Source organism: Enterobacter cloacae complex sp. P15RS, assembly GCF_014895905.1.
GTDB lineage: Bacteria > Pseudomonadota > Gammaproteobacteria > Enterobacterales > Enterobacteriaceae > Enterobacter > Enterobacter quasihormaechei.
Map to the genome: position 1 here is coordinate 92,004 of NZ_JADBQL010000025.1, position 16,992 is coordinate 108,995.

16 protein-coding genes and 1 pseudogene are annotated in these 16,992 nt (G+C 55.7%); 10 read left to right on the forward strand and 7 right to left on the reverse strand.

The annotated features are described in order from the left end of the window. From IM267_RS21325 to pdhR, 3 genes and pseudogenes are all read right to left on the reverse strand, one after another. Window positions 1-86: pseudogene (locus IM267_RS21325) on the reverse strand (hypothetical protein); the annotation flags it as partial. Between the two features lie 14 nt (window positions 87-100). Beyond that, window positions 101-2,764, reverse strand: coding sequence for a pyruvate dehydrogenase (acetyl-transferring), homodimeric type (aceE, locus tag IM267_RS15835; protein WP_063867468.1), 2,664 nt, complete (start codon window positions 2,762-2,764; stop codon window positions 101-103). A 123-nt stretch (window positions 2,765-2,887) separates the two neighbouring features. After that, window positions 2,888-3,652: a pyruvate dehydrogenase complex transcriptional repressor PdhR gene (gene pdhR, locus IM267_RS15840; protein WP_006173806.1), complete on the reverse strand. Its 765-nt coding sequence runs from the start codon at window positions 3,650-3,652 to the stop codon at window positions 2,888-2,890. Window positions 3,653-4,188: 536 nt separating this feature from the next. Between pdhR and aroP the strand changes: the two genes are divergently transcribed. The 3 genes from aroP (at window position 4,189) to IM267_RS15855 (ending at window position 8,082) form a co-directional block, all read left to right on the forward strand. Next, the gene (gene aroP, locus IM267_RS15845) at window positions 4,189-5,559 is read left to right on the forward strand and encodes an aromatic amino acid transporter AroP (protein WP_063450640.1); all 1,371 of its coding nucleotides are present in this window, start codon (window positions 4,189-4,191) and stop codon (window positions 5,557-5,559) included. Between the two features lie 164 nt (window positions 5,560-5,723). Continuing rightward, on the forward strand, window positions 5,724-7,121 hold the full coding sequence (locus tag IM267_RS15850; protein ID WP_193033790.1) for a glycoside-pentoside-hexuronide (GPH):cation symporter: 1,398 nt from the start codon (window positions 5,724-5,726) through the stop codon (window positions 7,119-7,121). 10 nt (window positions 7,122-7,131) lie between these two features. Beyond that, window positions 7,132-8,082: a family 43 glycosylhydrolase gene (locus tag IM267_RS15855; protein WP_193033791.1), complete on the forward strand. Its 951-nt coding sequence runs from the start codon at window positions 7,132-7,134 to the stop codon at window positions 8,080-8,082. Window positions 8,083-8,100: 18 nt separating this feature from the next. On the opposite strand, the gene ampE is transcribed toward IM267_RS15855, so the two are convergent. Both ampE and ampD read right to left on the reverse strand, forming a co-directional pair. Next, on the reverse strand, window positions 8,101-8,955 hold the full coding sequence (gene ampE, locus IM267_RS15860) for a beta-lactamase regulator AmpE (protein WP_064910129.1): 855 nt from the start codon (window positions 8,953-8,955) through the stop codon (window positions 8,101-8,103). After that, window positions 8,952-9,515, reverse strand: coding sequence for a 1,6-anhydro-N-acetylmuramyl-L-alanine amidase AmpD (ampD, locus tag IM267_RS15865; RefSeq protein WP_193033792.1), 564 nt, complete (start codon window positions 9,513-9,515; stop codon window positions 8,952-8,954). Before ampD ends, ampE begins: the two co-directional genes overlap by 4 nt. Window positions 9,516-9,602: 87 nt before the next feature. Here ampD and nadC point away from each other — a divergent pair, with 87 nt between their 5' ends. The 4 genes from nadC to hofC all read left to right on the forward strand — a co-directional run bounded on the left by nadC (window position 9,603) and on the right by hofC (window position 13,675). Continuing rightward, the gene (gene nadC, locus IM267_RS15870; RefSeq protein WP_063867463.1) at window positions 9,603-10,496 is read left to right on the forward strand and encodes a carboxylating nicotinate-nucleotide diphosphorylase; all 894 of its coding nucleotides are present in this window, start codon (window positions 9,603-9,605) and stop codon (window positions 10,494-10,496) included. A gap of 175 nt (window positions 10,497-10,671) precedes the next feature. Further along, window positions 10,672-11,109 carry a prepilin peptidase-dependent pilin gene (gene ppdD / locus IM267_RS15875; protein WP_131636677.1) on the forward strand — a complete coding sequence of 146 codons (438 nt, stop codon included), beginning with the start codon at window positions 10,672-10,674 and terminating at the stop codon, window positions 11,107-11,109. 12 nt (window positions 11,110-11,121) lie between these two features. Then, complete coding sequence (gene gspE, locus IM267_RS15880) at window positions 11,122-12,501, forward strand: type II secretion system protein GspE (RefSeq protein ID WP_193033793.1); 1,380 nt, start codon at window positions 11,122-11,124, stop codon at window positions 12,499-12,501. Continuing rightward, window positions 12,491-13,675 (forward strand): protein transport protein HofC, encoded by a 1,185-nt coding sequence (gene hofC, locus IM267_RS15885; protein WP_193033794.1) that lies wholly within the window; start codon window positions 12,491-12,493, stop codon window positions 13,673-13,675. Before gspE ends, hofC begins: the two co-directional genes overlap by 11 nt. Before the next feature lie 33 nt (window positions 13,676-13,708). Here hofC and IM267_RS15890 read toward each other — a convergent pair whose 3' ends face one another. After that, window positions 13,709-14,752, reverse strand: a complete 1,044-nt coding sequence (locus tag IM267_RS15890) for a GMP reductase (protein WP_131636674.1) — start codon at window positions 14,750-14,752, stop codon at window positions 13,709-13,711. 228 nt (window positions 14,753-14,980) lie between these two features. Between IM267_RS15890 and coaE the strand changes: the two genes are divergently transcribed. Genes coaE through yacG form a run of 3 tightly spaced genes read left to right on the forward strand, consistent with a single transcriptional unit; the run spans window position 14,981 to window position 16,548 of the window. Next, a complete protein-coding gene (gene coaE, locus IM267_RS15895; protein ID WP_193033795.1) occupies window positions 14,981-15,601 on the forward strand; it encodes a dephospho-CoA kinase in 621 nt (206 codons plus the stop codon). Next, window positions 15,601-16,344: a cell division protein ZapD gene (zapD, locus tag IM267_RS15900; protein WP_193033796.1), complete on the forward strand. Its 744-nt coding sequence runs from the start codon at window positions 15,601-15,603 to the stop codon at window positions 16,342-16,344. Before coaE ends, zapD begins: the two co-directional genes overlap by 1 nt. A gap of 9 nt (window positions 16,345-16,353) precedes the next feature. Beyond that, window positions 16,354-16,548, forward strand: a complete 195-nt coding sequence (yacG, locus tag IM267_RS15905; RefSeq protein WP_003856332.1) for a DNA gyrase inhibitor YacG — start codon at window positions 16,354-16,356, stop codon at window positions 16,546-16,548. Window positions 16,549-16,573: 25 nt separating this feature from the next. On the opposite strand, the gene mutT is transcribed toward yacG, so the two are convergent. Then, window positions 16,574-16,975, reverse strand: a complete 402-nt coding sequence (gene mutT / locus IM267_RS15910) for an 8-oxo-dGTP diphosphatase MutT (protein WP_193033797.1) — start codon at window positions 16,973-16,975, stop codon at window positions 16,574-16,576. Window positions 16,976-16,992: the final 17 nt, after the last annotated feature.

Here is a 16,992-nt window from a genome sequence, read left to right on the forward strand (position 1 = left end):
TCAACTTTGTCGCCCACTTTGACCAGGATCTCGGTGATTTCAACTTCATCAGCCCCGATGTCCGGTACATTGATTTCGATAGCCATTATTCTTTTACCTCTTACGCCAGACGCGGGTTAACTTTATCTGCATCGATGTTGAATTTGGTAATTGCGTCCGCAACCACTTTCTTATCGATTTCGCCACGTTTAGCCAGTTCGCCCAGTGCTGCTACCACCACGTAGGAAGCATCAACTTCGAAGTGATGACGCAGGTTTTCGCGGCTGTCAGAACGACCGAAGCCGTCAGTACCCAGTACGCGATAATCATCAGCTGGAACGTAAGTACGAACCTGCTCAGCGAACAGTTTCATATAGTCAGTAGACGCCACCGCTGGCGCGTCGTTCATCACCTGAGCGATGTACGGAACGCGTGGGGTTTCCAGTGGGTGCAGCATGTTCCAGCGCTCACAATCCTGGCCATCACGCGCCAGTTCAGTGAAGGAGGTAACGCTGTACACGTCGGAACCGACGCCGTAGTCTTTCGCCAGGATCTGCGCTGCTTCACGAACGTGACGCAGGATAGAGCCGGAGCCCAGCAGCTGAACTTTACCTTTGCTACCTTCAATGGTTTCGAGTTTGTAGATACCTTTACGGATACCTTCCTCGGCACCTGCTGGCATTGCCGGCATGTGGTAGTTTTCGTTCAGGGTGGTGATGTAGTAGTAAATGTTCTCTTGCGCTTCGCCGTACATGCGCTGCAAGCCGTCATGCATGATGACTGCCACTTCGTACGCGTAGGACGGATCGTAAGAGATACAGTTCGGGATAGTCAGAGACTGAATATGGCTGTGGCCATCTTCGTGCTGGAGACCTTCACCGTTCAGGGTCGTACGACCAGAAGTACCACCGATCAGGAAGCCGCGAGCCTGCTGGTCGCCTGCCTGCCAGCACAGATCACCGATACGCTGGAACCCGAACATGGAGTAGTAGATGTAGAACGGGATCATCGGCAGGTTGTTGGTGCTGTAAGAGGTCGCAGCAGCCAGCCAGGATGCGCCTGCACCCAGCTCGTTGATACCTTCCTGAAGGATCTGACCTTTCTCGTCTTCTTTGTAGTAAGCAACCTGCTCACGGTCCTGCGGGGTGTACTGCTGGCCGTTCGGGCTGTAGATACCGATCTGACGGAACAGACCTTCCATACCGAAAGTACGCGCTTCGTCGGCGATGATTGGAACCAGACGATCTTTGATCGACTTGTTCTTCAGCATCACGTTCAGGGCACGAACGAAAGCGATGGTGGTGGAGATCTCTTTATTCTGCTCTTCCAGCAGCTGAGAGAAGTCTTCCAGCGCTGGCAGTTCCAGCTTCTCGGTGAAGTTAGGCTGACGAGCAGGCAGGTAGCCTTTCAGCGCCTGACGACGTTCGTGCAGGTACTTGTGCTCTTCAGAACCTTCCGGGAAGGTGATGTAAGACAGGTTTTCTACCTGCTCATCGGTCACTGGAACGTTGAAACGGTCGCGGATGTAACGCACGCCGTCCATGTTCATTTTCTTAACCTGGTGAGCGATGTTTTTACCTTCTGCGGTATCACCCATGCCGTAACCTTTGATGGTGTGGGCCAGGATTACAGTCGCTTTACCTTTGGTTTCCTGCGCTTTTTTCAGTGCAGCGTAGACTTTCTTCGGATCGTGACCGCCACGGTTCAGGGCCCAGATCTGCTCGTCAGTCCAGTCTGCAACCAGTGCTGCGGTTTCAGGGTATTTACCGAAGAAGTGCTCACGTACGTACGCACCGTCTTTGGATTTGAAGGTCTGGTAGTCGCCGTCAACGGTTTCGTTCATCAGCTGGATCAGCTTACCGCTGGTGTCTTTACGCAGCAGCTCATCCCAACGACCGCCCCACATGACTTTGATCACGTTCCAGCCAGCGCCCGCGAAGATGCCTTCCAGCTCGTTGATGATCTTGCCGTTACCGGTTACCGGACCATCCAGACGTTGCAGGTTACAGTTGATGATGAAGCACAGGTTGTCCAGCTTCTCACGGGTTGCGATGGTGATCGCACCTTTAGATTCTGGCTCATCCATTTCACCGTCGCCCAGGAAGGCGTAAACGGTTTGCTCAGAGGTGTCTTTCAGACCACGGTGTTCCAGATACTTCAGGAATTTAGCCTGGTAGATCGCACCGATTGGGCCCAGACCCATAGAAACGGTCGGGAACTGCCAGAACTCAGGCATCAGTTTAGGGTGCGGGTAAGAAGACAGACCTTTACCGTGAACTTCCTGACGGAAGTTGTTCATCTGCTCTTCAGTCAGACGACCTTCCAGGAAGGCACGCGCATAGATGCCCGGAGAGATGTGGCCCTGGAAGTACACCAGATCGCCGCCATCTTTCTCGTTAGCTGCACGGAAGAAGTGGTTGAAGCACACTTCGTAAACGGTCGCTGAAGACTGGAAGGACGCCATGTGGCCACCCAGCTCCAGGTCTTTCTTGGATGCGCGCAGAACGGTCATGATGGCGTTCCAGCGGATAGCAGAACGGATACGGCGTTCCAGATCCAGATTGCCCGGGTATTCCGGTTCGTCTTCGACGGCAATCGTGTTTACGTAGTTGTTAGCCCCTGCACCTGAAGCCACTTTCACGCCGCCTTTGCGCGCTTCAGAAAGCAGCTGATCAATCAGATACTGAGCGCGCTCAACACCTTCTTCACGGATGACCGATTCGATCGCCTGTAGCCAGTCGCGAGTTTCGATCGGATCCACGTCATTTTGGAGACGTTCTGACATGGGGGTATTCCTTATCTATCTAATACGTTGATTTGTCTGGAACCTGTCCCATTGTATTTTCCCCAGAAAACACAATAAGACAGGTTCTGCGTTTAGTTGCCGCGCTCTAAAAGTACCTGGCGCTTAATCCTTTCGTTGCTGTATGCGGCGTAATGAACGTTCGCGACGCGATTGTTCACGGCTGCGGTCCAGCAAGATTTCCTCAATGAAAGCCAGATGGCGGTGCGACGCTTCACGCGCCTGCTCCGGTTCCCCGGCCATTATCGCCTCGAATACTCGGGTGCGATGGTTGCTTACCAGCGGGAGCATCTCCCGACGGGCATACAACAATTCAAAATTCTGACGAACGTTCTGGGCCAGCATCGGCTCCATGCAGCGTAGCAGATGGAGGAGCACCACGTTGTGTGCTGCTTCGGTGACGGCAATTTGATACTGGACGACGGCGCTGGACTCGGCGTCTAAATCGCCGGACTGCTGTGCCCGTTCAATGGCCTGATGCAGCTCGCGAATACGCACGCGATCTTCATCAGTGCTGCGAAGGGCGGCGTAATAGGCCGCAATACCTTCCAGCGCGTGACGGGTCTCAAGCAGATCAAACTGGGATTCTGGGTGGTCAGAGAGAAGTTCGACCAGCGGATCGCTGAAGCTCTGCCACAGGCTGTTTTGCACAAAGGTTCCGCCACCCTGGCGACGGAGCAACAGGCCCTTTGCTTCGAGACGTTGAATCGCCTCACGCAGAGAGGGACGTGAAACGTCGAACTGTTTGGCCAGCTCGCGTTCTGGCGGGAGCTTCTCGCCCGGGCGCAGTGTCCCTTCGAGAATTAAAAACTCCAGCTGCTGCTCAATCACATCGGAAAGTTTTGGTTGGCGAATTTTGCTGTAGGCCATATTCCCTGTCTTACGCCTTTTTGCCCGGAGTCAATTGGTCTTACCAATTTCATGTTCGTATCGCTAAAGTAACAAAGTATTCACCTTCTGTCCATATTGGTTTTGATTGAAATCAGTAAACCCGGCAGATTTTAACAACCTTACAGAACTAACGTTTCAGGAATGTAACTTTGCACAAATGAAATGGTTACTCCCAAAGAGGCAGTTTTAACCATAATTAAACGAGGGTTATTGCAATCTGAAGCGATTCAACAGGGCAAAATATGAAAATTCGCCCGCTTTTGAAGCATTTCTATTCTATAGGTTGGGTATGAAGGGTTAACGTACCGATTTACAATTGGTTTCTTTTTATTCAAGTCGTCTTCATCCCTTCATAAAGCAGGTGCATTCGGCTGCGCTTACCACTATTCTGGCGCTAACGGAAGCCATCTCCGCTTTTTTCGGTATCGTTAACCGTAAAGAAATAAATACAGAATATGGACTTTCATAATTACACACGCACAGCGTGAACATAACAACCACACACGAGGTTTCAAATGGAAGCTCAACAGCATGGCGATCAGCTAAAGCGCGGCCTTAAAAACCGCCATATTCAGCTCATCGCCCTGGGCGGTGCTATTGGTACTGGCCTGTTTCTGGGCAGCGCATCCGTAATCCAGTCTGCCGGTCCAGGCATTATTTTGGGTTACGCGATTGCGGGTTTCATTGCTTTTCTGATTATGCGCCAGCTGGGTGAAATGGTCGTCGAGGAGCCGGTCGCAGGCTCGTTCAGCCACTTTGCCTACAAATACTGGGGTAGCTTTGCGGGCTTCGCCTCCGGCTGGAACTACTGGGTTCTGTACGTTCTGGTTGCCATGGCCGAGCTAACCGCGGTCGGGAAGTACATTCAGTTCTGGTATCCGGAGATCCCCACCTGGGCGTCAGCCGCGGCCTTCTTCGTTATCATCAACGCCATTAACCTGACCAACGTAAAAGTGTTCGGCGAGATGGAGTTCTGGTTTGCGATTATCAAAGTCATTGCCGTGGTGGCGATGATCATCTTCGGCGGCTGGCTGCTCTTCAGCGGCAACGGCGGCCCGCAGGCCACCGTACGCAACCTCTGGGAACAGGGTGGCTTCCTGCCGCATGGCATGACCGGCCTGGTGATGATGATGGCGATCATTATGTTCTCCTTCGGCGGTCTGGAGCTGGTGGGTATTACCGCCGCCGAAGCCGACAACCCGGAGCAGAGTATCCCGAAAGCCACTAACCAGGTTATCTACCGTATTCTGATCTTCTATGTGGGCTCCCTGGCAGTACTGCTCTCCCTGCTGCCATGGACGCGCGTCACGGCGGATACCAGTCCGTTCGTGCTGATCTTCCACGAGCTGGGCGACACCTTCGTAGCGAACGCGCTCAACGTCGTGGTGCTGACCGCCGCGCTCTCTGTTTATAACAGCTGTGTTTACTGCAACAGCCGTATGCTGTTTGGCCTGGCGCAGCAGGGCAACGCGCCGAAAGCGTTGCTTACCGTTGATAAACGTGGCGTACCGGTTAACACCATTATCGTGTCGGCGGTCGTGACGGCGCTGTGCGTGCTGATTAACTACCTGGCCCCGGAATCGGCCTTCGGCCTGCTGATGGCGCTGGTGGTTTCCGCGCTGGTGATCAACTGGGCGATGATTAGCCTCGCGCACATCAAGTTCCGCCGCGCCAAGCAGCAGCAGGGCGTAACCACTCGCTTCCCTGCCCTGCTCTATCCGCTGGGGAACTGGGTTTGCCTGGTGTTCATGGCGGCCGTGCTGGTTATCATGCTCATCACCCCCGGCATGGCGATTTCCGTTTACCTGATCCCGGTCTGGATTGCGATCCTCGGCGTGGGCTATCTGGTGAAGCAGAAAAATGCCAAAACGGTGAAAGCGCACTAAGTGTTTTCTCGCTGCGCCCATCCTGCCGGGCGCAGCGTCTTGTTACCTTCCTCACAAATTCACGCCAACAGCAAAATCATCCATATCACCGCCCTTATACTGCAACGCATATATTCGTTTGCCAGCGAATAATTCTCTCCATACCGAAACCCGGAGAGCTGTCGATGGATAACAACAAACTGTCAGTAAAAGAAAAGATCGGCTATGGCATGGGTGACGCCGGATGCAACATTATCTTTGGCGCCATCATGTTATTTGTTAACTATTTTTATACGGATATTTTTGGTCTTGCGCCTGCGCTGGTTGGCGTTTTGCTGCTTTCTGTACGCGTCATCGATGCCGTAACGGACCCGATCATGGGCGCGATTGCCGACCGTACCCGCAGTAAATATGGCCGGTTTCGTCCATGGCTGCTGTGGATTGCCTTCCCCTATGCGCTGTTCAGCATCCTGATGTTTACCACGCCCGACTGGAGCTATAACAGCAAGGTTATCTATGCGTTCGTCACCTATTTCCTGCTGTCGCTGACCTATACCGCCATCAACATCCCGTACTGCTCGCTCGGGGGCGTGATCACCAACGACCCGAAAGAGCGCGTTGCCTGCCAGTCCTATCGTTTTGTGATGGTCGGTATCGCCACGCTGCTGCTCTCCTTAACGCTGCTGCCGATGGCCGACTGGTTCGGCGGGGATAACAAAGCCAAAGGCTACCAGATGGCGATGACCGTGCTGGCGCTGGTGGGTACCTGCATGTTCCTGTTCTGCTTCGCCACCGTGCGCGAGCGCGTACGACCGGCGGTGCAAACCCATGACGAGCTGAAAAATGATCTGAAGGACGTGTGGAAGAACGATCAGTGGGTGCGTATTCTGCTGCTCACGCTGTGCAACGTCTGCCCGGGCTTTATCCGCATGGCGGCAACCATGTATTACGTTACCTGGGTAATGGGTCAAAGCACCCATTTTGCCACGCTGTTTATCAGCCTGGGCGTTGTCGGCATGATGTTTGGCAGCATGCTGGCGAAAGTGCTGACCGACCGCTGGTGTAAGCTGAAGGTCTTCTTCTGGACCAACATCGCGCTGGCGATCTTCTCCTGCGCCTTCTACTTCTTCGACCCGAAAGCCACCGTCACCATCGTGGTGCTCTACATCCTGCTGAACATCCTGCACCAGATCCCCTCCCCGCTGCACTGGTCCCTGATGGCCGACGTGGATGACTACGGCGAGTGGAAAACCGGGAAGCGCATCACCGGGATCAGCTTCTCCGGCAACATCTTCTTCCTCAAGCTGGGCCTGGCGATTGCCGGGGCGATGGTGGGCTTCCTGCTCTCCTGGTACGGTTACGACGCGGGGGCGAAAGCGCAGAGCGCGGATGCCATCAACGGCATCGTGCTGCTCTTTACCGTCATTCCGGGCGTCGGGTATCTCATTACCGCTGGCGTGGTGCGTCTGCTGAAGGTTGACCGGGAGACGATGAAGCGGATCCAGGAAGACCTGGAGAAGCGCCGCATTAACTATCGCGAGCTGAACGAGTATCAGGAAATCAGCGCCGCTGAGACTAAATAAGGAAAGCCGAATGCAAACCTGGCCAAACCCGTTTATTGAACAACGCGCCGACCCGTACATCCTGCGCCACGACGGGCAATATTACTTTATCGCCTCCGTGCCGGAGTACGATCGGCTGGCGATCCGCCGCGCGGACTCGCTGGAAGGTTTACGCGATGCCGAAGAGGTGGTGGTCTGGCGCAAGCCTGACGCCGGCCCGATGAGCCAGCTAATCTGGGCACCTGAACTGCACCACATTGACGACAAGTGGTACATCTATTTTGCCGCCACGCATACGCAGGCGCTCGACAAGCTGGGGATGTTCCAGCACCGCATGTTTGCGCTGGCGTGCGCCGACGGCGATCCGCTCACCGGGTCGTGGGTGGAAAAAGGGCAAATCAAAACGCCTTTCGACACCTTCGCGCTGGACGCCACCACCTTTGTTCATCAGGGCAAACGCTGGTACCTGTGGGCGCAAAAAGACCCGGATATTTCCGGTAACTCCAATCTTTACCTGTGTGAAATGAAAAATCCGTGGACGCTGAAGGGCGAACCGGTGATGCTCAGCAAGCCGGAATATGACTGGGAGTGCCGCGGGTTCTGGGTTAACGAAGGCCCGGCAGTGCTGTTCCACGGCGATAAGCTGTTTATCAGCTACTCCGCCAGCGCCACCGACGAGAACTACTGCATGGGATTACTGTGGATAGACGTGAACGCCGATCCGCAAAACCCGGCTAACTGGCAGAAATCCCCGCGCCCGGTGTTCGTCACCAGCTATGAAAACCGGCAGTATGGGCCAGGCCATAATAGCTTTACGCAGACCCCTGAGGGCGACGATGTGCTGGTCTACCACGCGCGAAACTACACTGAAATTGAAGGCGATCCGCTGTACGATCCCAATCGCCACACTCGCCTGAAGCGCGTCCGCTGGGACGAAAACGGGATGCCTGATTTCGGCATCCCGCCTGCGGATACGCTGTAACGGCTTCGGCGCGCTGGCTTAGACCAGCGTGCCGTAAATCGTCAACAGCGCCACAACCACCACCACTACAAACGACGTTTTCTTCGCCATCGAGACGGCTGCTTTTGGCGTTTCGACTTTGTCCGCGTGCGGCTCACGCGCCAGCGAGAACTGCGCCAGGCGGGTTAACACCTGATACTGCGACGTATGGCGGTCCGCAAGGGAGGCAAACCACGCGGGCAGCGCTTTTTCGCCGTGACCGATAAGGGCATAGACCACGCCCACCAGACGCACCGGGATCCAGTCAAGCACGTGCAGAATGGCATCAATGCCGGAAAGCAAACGCTCATGCGGGGTCAGATAACGGGCAAGCCAGGTCTGCCAGGCGCGCAGGAACGCATAGCCCATCAGCAGAACCGGCCCCCACGGGCCGCCCACCACAAACCAGAACAGCGGCGCCAGGTAATAACGGAAGTTGATCCACAGCAGCGCGTTTTGCAGCTCGCGCAGGAACTCGCGTTCATCGCAGTCCGGCGGCACGCCGTGGATCATCGTCAGCTCGCTTGCCATCGCGCCGCGCGCGTGGGCATCGTCCCGTGAGGCGGCTTTCAGGTAGGCATGATAGTGCATACGCACCTTGCCCGCGCCGATGCACAGCACGCCCAGCAGGATCCACACCACCAGCAGCGGCACGTTGAAAAAGAGACCGTAAAGCGCGCGCAGCAGCAGGAAGGTAATGACCATCACACCGGCCGTCATCAGCAGCGTGCGTAGCATGGAAAAATGCCTGATGCGGCGGAATAACACTTCCAGCCGGTGATCCAGATGCCAGTGCTCGCCGAGCTTAAACAGGCGTTCGGCGATCATAACCAGCAGCATGGTAAACAACGTCATGTTATCTCCTTATCTGACGACGTGGTAAGCATGGCGTGAAACCGGGACCAGTCAAACGCCGGGCCGGGGTCAGTTTTTCTTTCGGGGGCGATGTCGCTGTGCCCCGTAATATTGTCTGCAATGGCGGGATAAAGCCCGACTAACGTTTGCGTCACAGCAGCCAGTTTCTGATATTGCGCATCGGTGTAAGGCGTGGTGTCGGTGCCTTCCAGCTCTATTCCAATGGAAAAATCGTTGCAGCGCTCGCGTCCTTTGTACATCGACACGCCCGCATGCCAGGCTCGCTTATCAAAGGGAACATACTGAACCACTTCGCCGTCACGACGGATCAGGCAGTGCGCCGATACGCGCAGGTGTGCAATCTCAGCAAAGAAAGGGTGGGCATCGGGATCTATCGTTCCAGTGAATAACGCGTCGATCCACGGACCGCCAAATTCACCCGGCGGGAGACTAATATTATGAACCACCAGCAGTGTGGGTTTTTCATCCTCCGGGCGGCAATCGTGGTGCGGCGACGGTACATGTCGCGCGTCCACCAGCCATCCGTTTTCTAACAACATGCTGGAACTCCTTATCTATGGTGCTGTTACTCGGTTCAGAGTAGCATGTTTCAATATTATGATTCGTTACCAATTTGGAGTTTTATCATGCCGCCTCGCCGCTATAACCCCGACCACCGACGTGACGCGCTTCTGGAACGTATTAATAGTGATATTCCGACAAGCGTTGCCCATGCTCTGAAAGAAGACTTGGGCGGCGACGTCAGCGCCGATAACGATATTACCGCCCAATTGTTGCCAAAAGAGACACGCTCGCACGCGGTCATCATCACCCGCGAAGACGGCGTATTTTGCGGCAAACGCTGGGTTGAGGAGGTCTTTACCCAGCTGGCGGGCGACGAGGTGCAGGTAACATGGCACGTTGACGACGGTGATGCGGTCAGTGCGAATCAGCCCCTTTTCGAGCTGGACGGTCCGGCCCGCGTCTTGCTGACCGGCGAACGCACCGCGCTCAACTTTGTGCAAACGCTCTCTGGCGTCGCCAGTGAAGTGCGCCGCTACGTTGACCTGCTGGCAGGTACCCGCACGCAGCTGCTGGACACCCGTAAAACCCTGCCGGGCCTGCGCACCGCGCTGAAATACGCCGTGCTCTGCGGCGGCGGCGCAAACCATCGTCTGGGGTTATCCGACGCCTTCCTGATCAAAGAGAACCACATTATTGCCTCCGGCTCGGTGCGCAAGGCAGTAGAAAAAGCCTTCTGGCTGCATCCGGATGTGCCGGTCGAAGTAGAAGTGGAAAATCTGGACGAGCTGGACGAGGCCATTAAGGCGGGGGCTGACATCATCATGCTCGATAACTTCGACACGGAGCAGATGCGTGAAGCGGTCAAACGCACAAACGGCCAGGCGCAGCTGGAGGTGTCCGGCAACGTGACGTTCGACACCCTCCGCGAATTTGCTGAAACCGGCGTCGACTACATCTCCGTTGGCGCGCTGACCAAGCACGTACGCGCCCTCGACCTCTCGATGCGCTTCAAATAATTTGCCCTTCCCCTCTCCGCCCGGAGGGGGGAAATACGAAACCGCTCGCAATTACGCTGTCCATCTCTGCAACGCTGAATCATTTCCCTGAAAGCCCCTTCACGTTCACGCTTTTGCCCCTCGTTTCTGCGTCCCGGCACTGCCAGAGTAGCGCCACCTAACGTAAGGAGCAGACATGAACAGACAACAAGGATTTACGCTGATTGAGCTAATGGTCGTCATTGGCATTATTGCCATCCTGAGCGCGATTGGCGTCCCGGCCTACCAGAACTACCTGCGAAAAGCGGCGCTCACCGATATGCTGCAAACGTTCATTCCCTACCGTACCGCCATTGAGCTTTGCGCCCTGGATCGGGGGGGCGTGGATCGCTGCGACGCAGGCACCAATGGCATTCCCTCTCCGACAACCACGCGTTACGTTTCGGCGATGAGCGTGGCGAAGGGGGTCGTATCGTTAACAGGGCAGGAAAGTCTTAACGGACTCGAAGTGCTGATGACGCCGATCTGGAGCGACGGTAACGGTATGACGGGCTGGACGCGCGACTGCAAAATTGCGTCCGACAGTGCGCTCAGACAAGCCTGTGAAGATGTTTTCCGCTTCGACACCAACTGACAGGAGTGGGCAATGAATACCGAACAGCTTATGACACTCTGTCAGCGCCATCATGCACTGCTGCTCGCAAGCGACACCGACACGATCAGCATTGCGGTAGTGGGTAACCCTGCCTCTGAGCTGATGGAGGCGTTACGCTTCGCCACACAGAAGCGTATTGATATCGAGTGCTGGACGGCCGAGCGGATGGAAAAACGGCTACAGCCCGTCTCATTATCCCATCTGCCGGGCATAGCGCCAAACTCAGCCGCAGATGTGCTCAACACAACGTTGCAGCAGGCAGTAAACCAGCGTGCCTCCGACATCCATATTGAACCGACCGACAACGGCTACCAGATCCGGTTGCGAATTGACGGCGTTCTCTACCCGCAGCCGCCGATCCCTGCCGCCCTCGAGACGACGCTTGCCGCACGCCTGAAGGTGCTGGGCCAGCTGGATATTGCAGAGCGTCGGCTGCCGCAGGACGGTCAGTTTACGGTGGAGCTGGCAAGCGTCCCCGTCTCTTTTCGTATCGCAACCCTTCCCTGTAGCGGTGGAGAAAAAATCGTGCTCCGCCTGCTTCATCAGGTACAGCAAGCTCTGGAACTTGAACAGCTGGGAATGAGCGCAGACCAGCAGGCCCGTTTTGCCGGAGTGCTTAACAGCCCTCAGGGTTTAATTCTGGTCACCGGCCCGACCGGTAGCGGGAAAACGGTGACGCTGTACAGCGCGTTGCAGGCCCGGAATACCCCTGACGTCAATATTTGCAGCGTGGAAGATCCGGTGGAAATTCCCCTTGCAGGCTTAAACCAGACGCAGATTAATCCGCGCGCGGGGCTGACCTTTCAGAGCGTGCTGCGCGCGCTGCTCAGGCAGGATCCTGACATCATTATGGTGGGTGAAATTCGCGACGGCGAAACGGCAGAAATTGCGATTAAGGCCGCGCAAACCGGGCATCTGGTGCTGTCCACCCTTCATACTAACTCGACGACTGAAACGCTGGTCAGGCTGCAACAGATGGGCGTCGCACGCTGGATGATCTCCTCGGCGCTCTCGATGGTAATTGCCCAGCGGCTGGTACGCCGTTTATGTCCGTACTGCCGGCAGGAAACCAGCCGCCACGCCGAACTGCCGCGCACGCTGTGGCCCCGTCCGCTTCCTCGCTGGCAACCCACCGGCTGCGATCGCTGCTATCACGGTTTTTACGGTCGCGTAGCCATTTTTGAAGTGCTGGTCATCGACGATGCGCTCCGTCAGGCCATTGCCAGCGGAGCAAGTACGGAGGTGATCGGCTCCAGCGCACGACAGGCGGGAATGGCCTCTTTGTTTGAGCATGGCTGCATGGCCGTGGAGCAAGGGCTGACCACGCTCGAAGAGCTGTTGCGCGTACTGGGAATGCCCGATGGCTGCTAATTCGCTCTGGCGCTGGCGTGCTCTTACCCCCGAGGGGGACGTGCAAACGGGCACCCTCTGGGCCATCGACCGTGACGCAGCTTTCACCGCACTGGTGCTTAAACAGCTGCACCCGCTGGCGCTCAAGCGCTGTCAGGGACGCCACCGATGGCAGGTGCAGCACTGCTACGAGATTTTTCGCCAGCTCGCCACGCTGTTACAGGCCGGACTCACGCTGTCCCAAAGCCTGCAAATGCTGGCGGAACAGCATCCTTTGAAACAGTGGCAGGCGCTGCTGCACAGTCTTGCTGATGACCTCAGTGAAGGCTGTGCCCTGTCAGAGGCCATGAAGAAATGGCCAGAGGTGTTCAGCCCTCTGTATGTCTCCATGGTGAAAACGGGTGAGCTAACGGGAAAGCTCGAAGCGTGCTGCCGTCAGCTTGCGCAGCAGCAGAAATCCCAGCAGCAGCTCAATGCAAAGGTAAAGAAAGCGCTGCGCTATCCAACGATCATTCTGACGCTGGCCGTTTTCGTGGTGCTGGCCATGGTCACGCTGGTGTTGCCTGAGTTTGCTGCAATCTACAAAACGTTTAACACCCCGCTCCCTTTGCTCACGCAGGCAGTCATGGGGCTGGCGACCTTTGTTCAGACGCATATTCTTACCCTTGTCGCCCTGCTCATCATATTGGCTATCATCGCCTGTAAACTGCGGCAGCACCCGCACTGGCAGTATGTCTTGTTACACGTACCGGTAATGGGCACGCTGACGCGCGGACAAAAGCTGGGACAAATTTTTACCGTGCTGTCATTAACCCAGCAGGCCGGCATTACCTTTTTACAAGGGCTGGAAAGCGTGGAGGAGATCGTTGAGCGTGGCTACTGGCAGGAGAAACTTCGCGCGATACGCAGCAATATCGAACAGGGCATGCCCGTGTGGTCCTCCTTCCAGAAGGCCTCTGTTTTTACGCCACTGTGTATTCAGCTCATTCGCACCGGCGAAATATCGGGTTCGCTTGATGTAATGCTGATGAATCTGGCCCGTCACCATACGGAGCAGACATTTCAGCAGGCGGACAATCTGGCGGCGCTGCTTGAGCCTCTGTTACTTGTCGTGACGGGACTGATTATCGGCACGCTGGTGGTGGCAATGTATCTGCCGATTTTTCATCTGGGGGATGCAATGAGCGTGGGGTAGCGCTGGCGCACGGACGCGCGCCAGCCGTAGCCGTCAGAGGCTATTAAATACGCGGTTTTCCTGCTCCTGAACGCGGATAAACGTCGTGCGTTTAGTCAGCTCTTTCAGGCGGGAAGCCCCAACGTAGGTACAGGCGGAGCGCAGACCGCCGAGAATATCGCGCGCCGTGTTCTCGACCGGGCCACGCAGCGGCAGCTTAACGGTTTTGCCTTCCGCCGCACGGTATTTGGCTACGCCACCCACGTGACGGGTCATCGCAGATTCAGAGCTCATACCGTAGAACAGCATGAATTTCTCGCCGTTTTCTTCCACCACGGTACCGCCGCTCTCTTCGTGGCCTGCCAGCATGCCGCCGAGCATCACGAAGTCTGCGCCGCCGCCAAAGGCTTTCGCGACATCGCCCGGCATGGTGCAGCCACCGTCGCTGATGATTTGGCCGCCCAGACCGTGCGCGGCGTCAGCGCATTCAATGACCGCAGACAGCTGCGGATAACCCACACCGGTTTTCACGCGCGTGGTGCATACGGACCCCGGGCCAATGCCCACTTTCACAATGTCGGCACCGGAGAGAATCAGCTCTTCACACATTTCACCGGTCACCACGTTGCCCGCGATGATGGTTTTGGTTGGCCAGGCTTCACGCGCCTTGCTGACGAACTGGACGAAATGCTCGGAATACCCGTTTGCCACGTCAATGCAGACAAAATTCAGCGCAGGATTCGCGTTCAGGATCTGTTTGGTTTTCTCGAAGTCGGCATCAGACGTACCGGTCGAGACCATCACATGCTTCACCACGTCAGCAGTAGCAGAGGCGACAAACGCATTCCACTCCTCAGGGCTGTAGTGTTTGTGTACCGCAGTAAGGATGTCGAATTGCGCCAGTGCGGTCGCCATCTCGAAGGTCCCGACCGTGTCCATGTTGGCCGCGATAATCGGCACGCCAGACCACGTCTGACCGGAATGCTTAAAGGTGAATTGACGTTCAAGTTCAACGTCTGAGCGACTTTTCAGTGTAGAGCGTTTAGGGCGGATAAGAACGTCTTTAAAACCTAACTTCAGATCTTCTTCGATACGCATGTGCGGATTCCTGGGGTTAGAGGCAAATTTATTAAAAGCACAACTCCAGTGACGCTATCATACGCACTAATACCTGCTCCGCAAGACTGCGAAATTCTCTTTTTTTACGCTACAATCCTATAAATTTACCTGGTAAAAAGCGGGTAAAGAGAGCTAAACATTGGCTGTTGTAAGTTTGAATTTTAAGCAACTGATTTTAAAAATGAATAATTCCCAGGATCCGATTTAATGGGGTATATCGTCGCATTAACCGGCGGCATCGGTAGTGGTAAAAGCACCGTTGCGCAGGCGTTTGCTCGTCTCGGCATCACGATTATCGATGCCGACATCATTGCCCGTCAGGTGGTAGAACCCAATACACCCGCCTTAAACGCCATCGAAGCGCATTTTGGTCGCAGTGTTATACAGGCTGACGGCACCCTGAATCGTCGGCAGCTGCGCGAGTGCATATTTTCCGATCCTGTGGAAAAAGCCTGGCTTAATGCCCTGCTCCACCCCATTATCCACCAGGAAACCCAGCGTCAAATTGCCGCAGCCCGTTCGCCCTATGTGTTGTGGGTGGTCCCGTTACTGGTTGAAAATCAGCTTCATAATAAAGCAGACAGAACGCTGGTGATTGACGTTTCCCGCGAAACGCAAATCCAGAGAACCATGGCGCGTGACCACGTTTCACGCGAGCATGCTGAACAAATTCTTGCCGCACAGGCCACGCGCGAAGCGCGCCTCGCCGTTGCGGATGATGTTATTGATAATAACGGCGCACCAGATGCCATTGCATCGGATGTTGCTCGTCTGCACGCGCAGTATCTGACCTTCGCCGCGCAGGCCGTTGCACAGGAAAAACCATAATGTCGACTCATATCCTTTTTGAGCACCCGCTTAACGAAAAAATGCGTACCTGGCTACGCATAGAATTCCTTATTCAACAGCTTTCACAACATCTGCCCGTCAACGATCACGCCACCGCGCTGCATTTTTTCCGCAACGTGGGCGATCTGCTGGATGTGATTGAACGCGGCGATGTCCGCACGGAGCTGTTGAAAGAGCTGGAGCGCCAGCAGCGTAAATTGCAGGCCTGGGCCGAAGTCCCGGGCGTCGATCAAAGTCGCATCGACGCTCTACGCCAGCAGCTGAAAAACAGCAGCACAACGCTGATGGCTGCGCCGCGCGTTGGGCAGTTTTTACGAGAGGACCGTCTCATTGCGCTGGTGCGCCAGCGCCTGAGCATACCGGGCGGGTGCTGTAGCTTTGACCTGCCAACGCTGCATATGTGGTTGCACATGCCGCAGGAGCAGCGCGATCGTCAGGTAAACAGCTGGCTGGGCAGCCTGGAGCCGATGAACCAGACGTTATCGCTGATCCTCGATCTTGTGCGTAACTCTGCCCCGTTCCGCAAGCAAACCAGTCTCAACGGTTTCTATCAGGACAACGGCGACGACGCCGATCTTCTGCGTCTGAATCTGGCTCTTGGCGAGCAGCTTTACCCGCAAATTTCCGGGCATAAAAGCCGTTTCGCGATCCGCTTCATGCCGCTGGACACTGAACATGGCACCGTGCCGGAACGCCTCGATTTTGAACTGGCCTGTTGTTAAGGAGTGCCGATGTCTGACGTAACCACCGTAAACTGCCCAACCTGTGGGAAAACTGTCGTCTGGGGAGAAGTGAGTCCGTTTCGCCCGTTCTGCTGCAAGCGCTGTCAGCTTATAGACCTGGGCGAATGGGCGGCGGAAGAGAAACGCATTCCCAGCGAAGGCGATCTCTCCGATAGCGATGACTGGAGCGAGAACCAGCAGTAGCGTTCAAAGCCTGCTGGCGCTTCGCTTAGCAGGCCTTCAGGTTGCCCGTTAGCCGGGATATGACGGGCGCATTTGCCGGAGGAAATTTTTCGGCATCACTCGCGTGAAGCGTAACCCAGCCACCCGGTTGCCCCTCTTTACCCCATGGTTCCCCATCCCAGCTTTCCACCAGCCAGAACCACAGCGTGATGTGCCTGTCCGGAAACTGGTATTCCAGCTTATCAAACAGCGTTGCGCCAAGCGGAGTAATGCCGACCTCTTCCTGAAGCTCGCGCACCAGCGCCTGCTCCGGTGTTTCACCGGATTCAATTTTCCCGCCCGGAAATTCCCATTTGTTCGCCATGTGCGCATCGGCGGCGCGTTGGGTTATAAAGATCTGATTTTGCGGGTTGCGAATGATCCCGACAGCAATTTGCAGTGTTTTCATCGTGTCACGTCCATAAA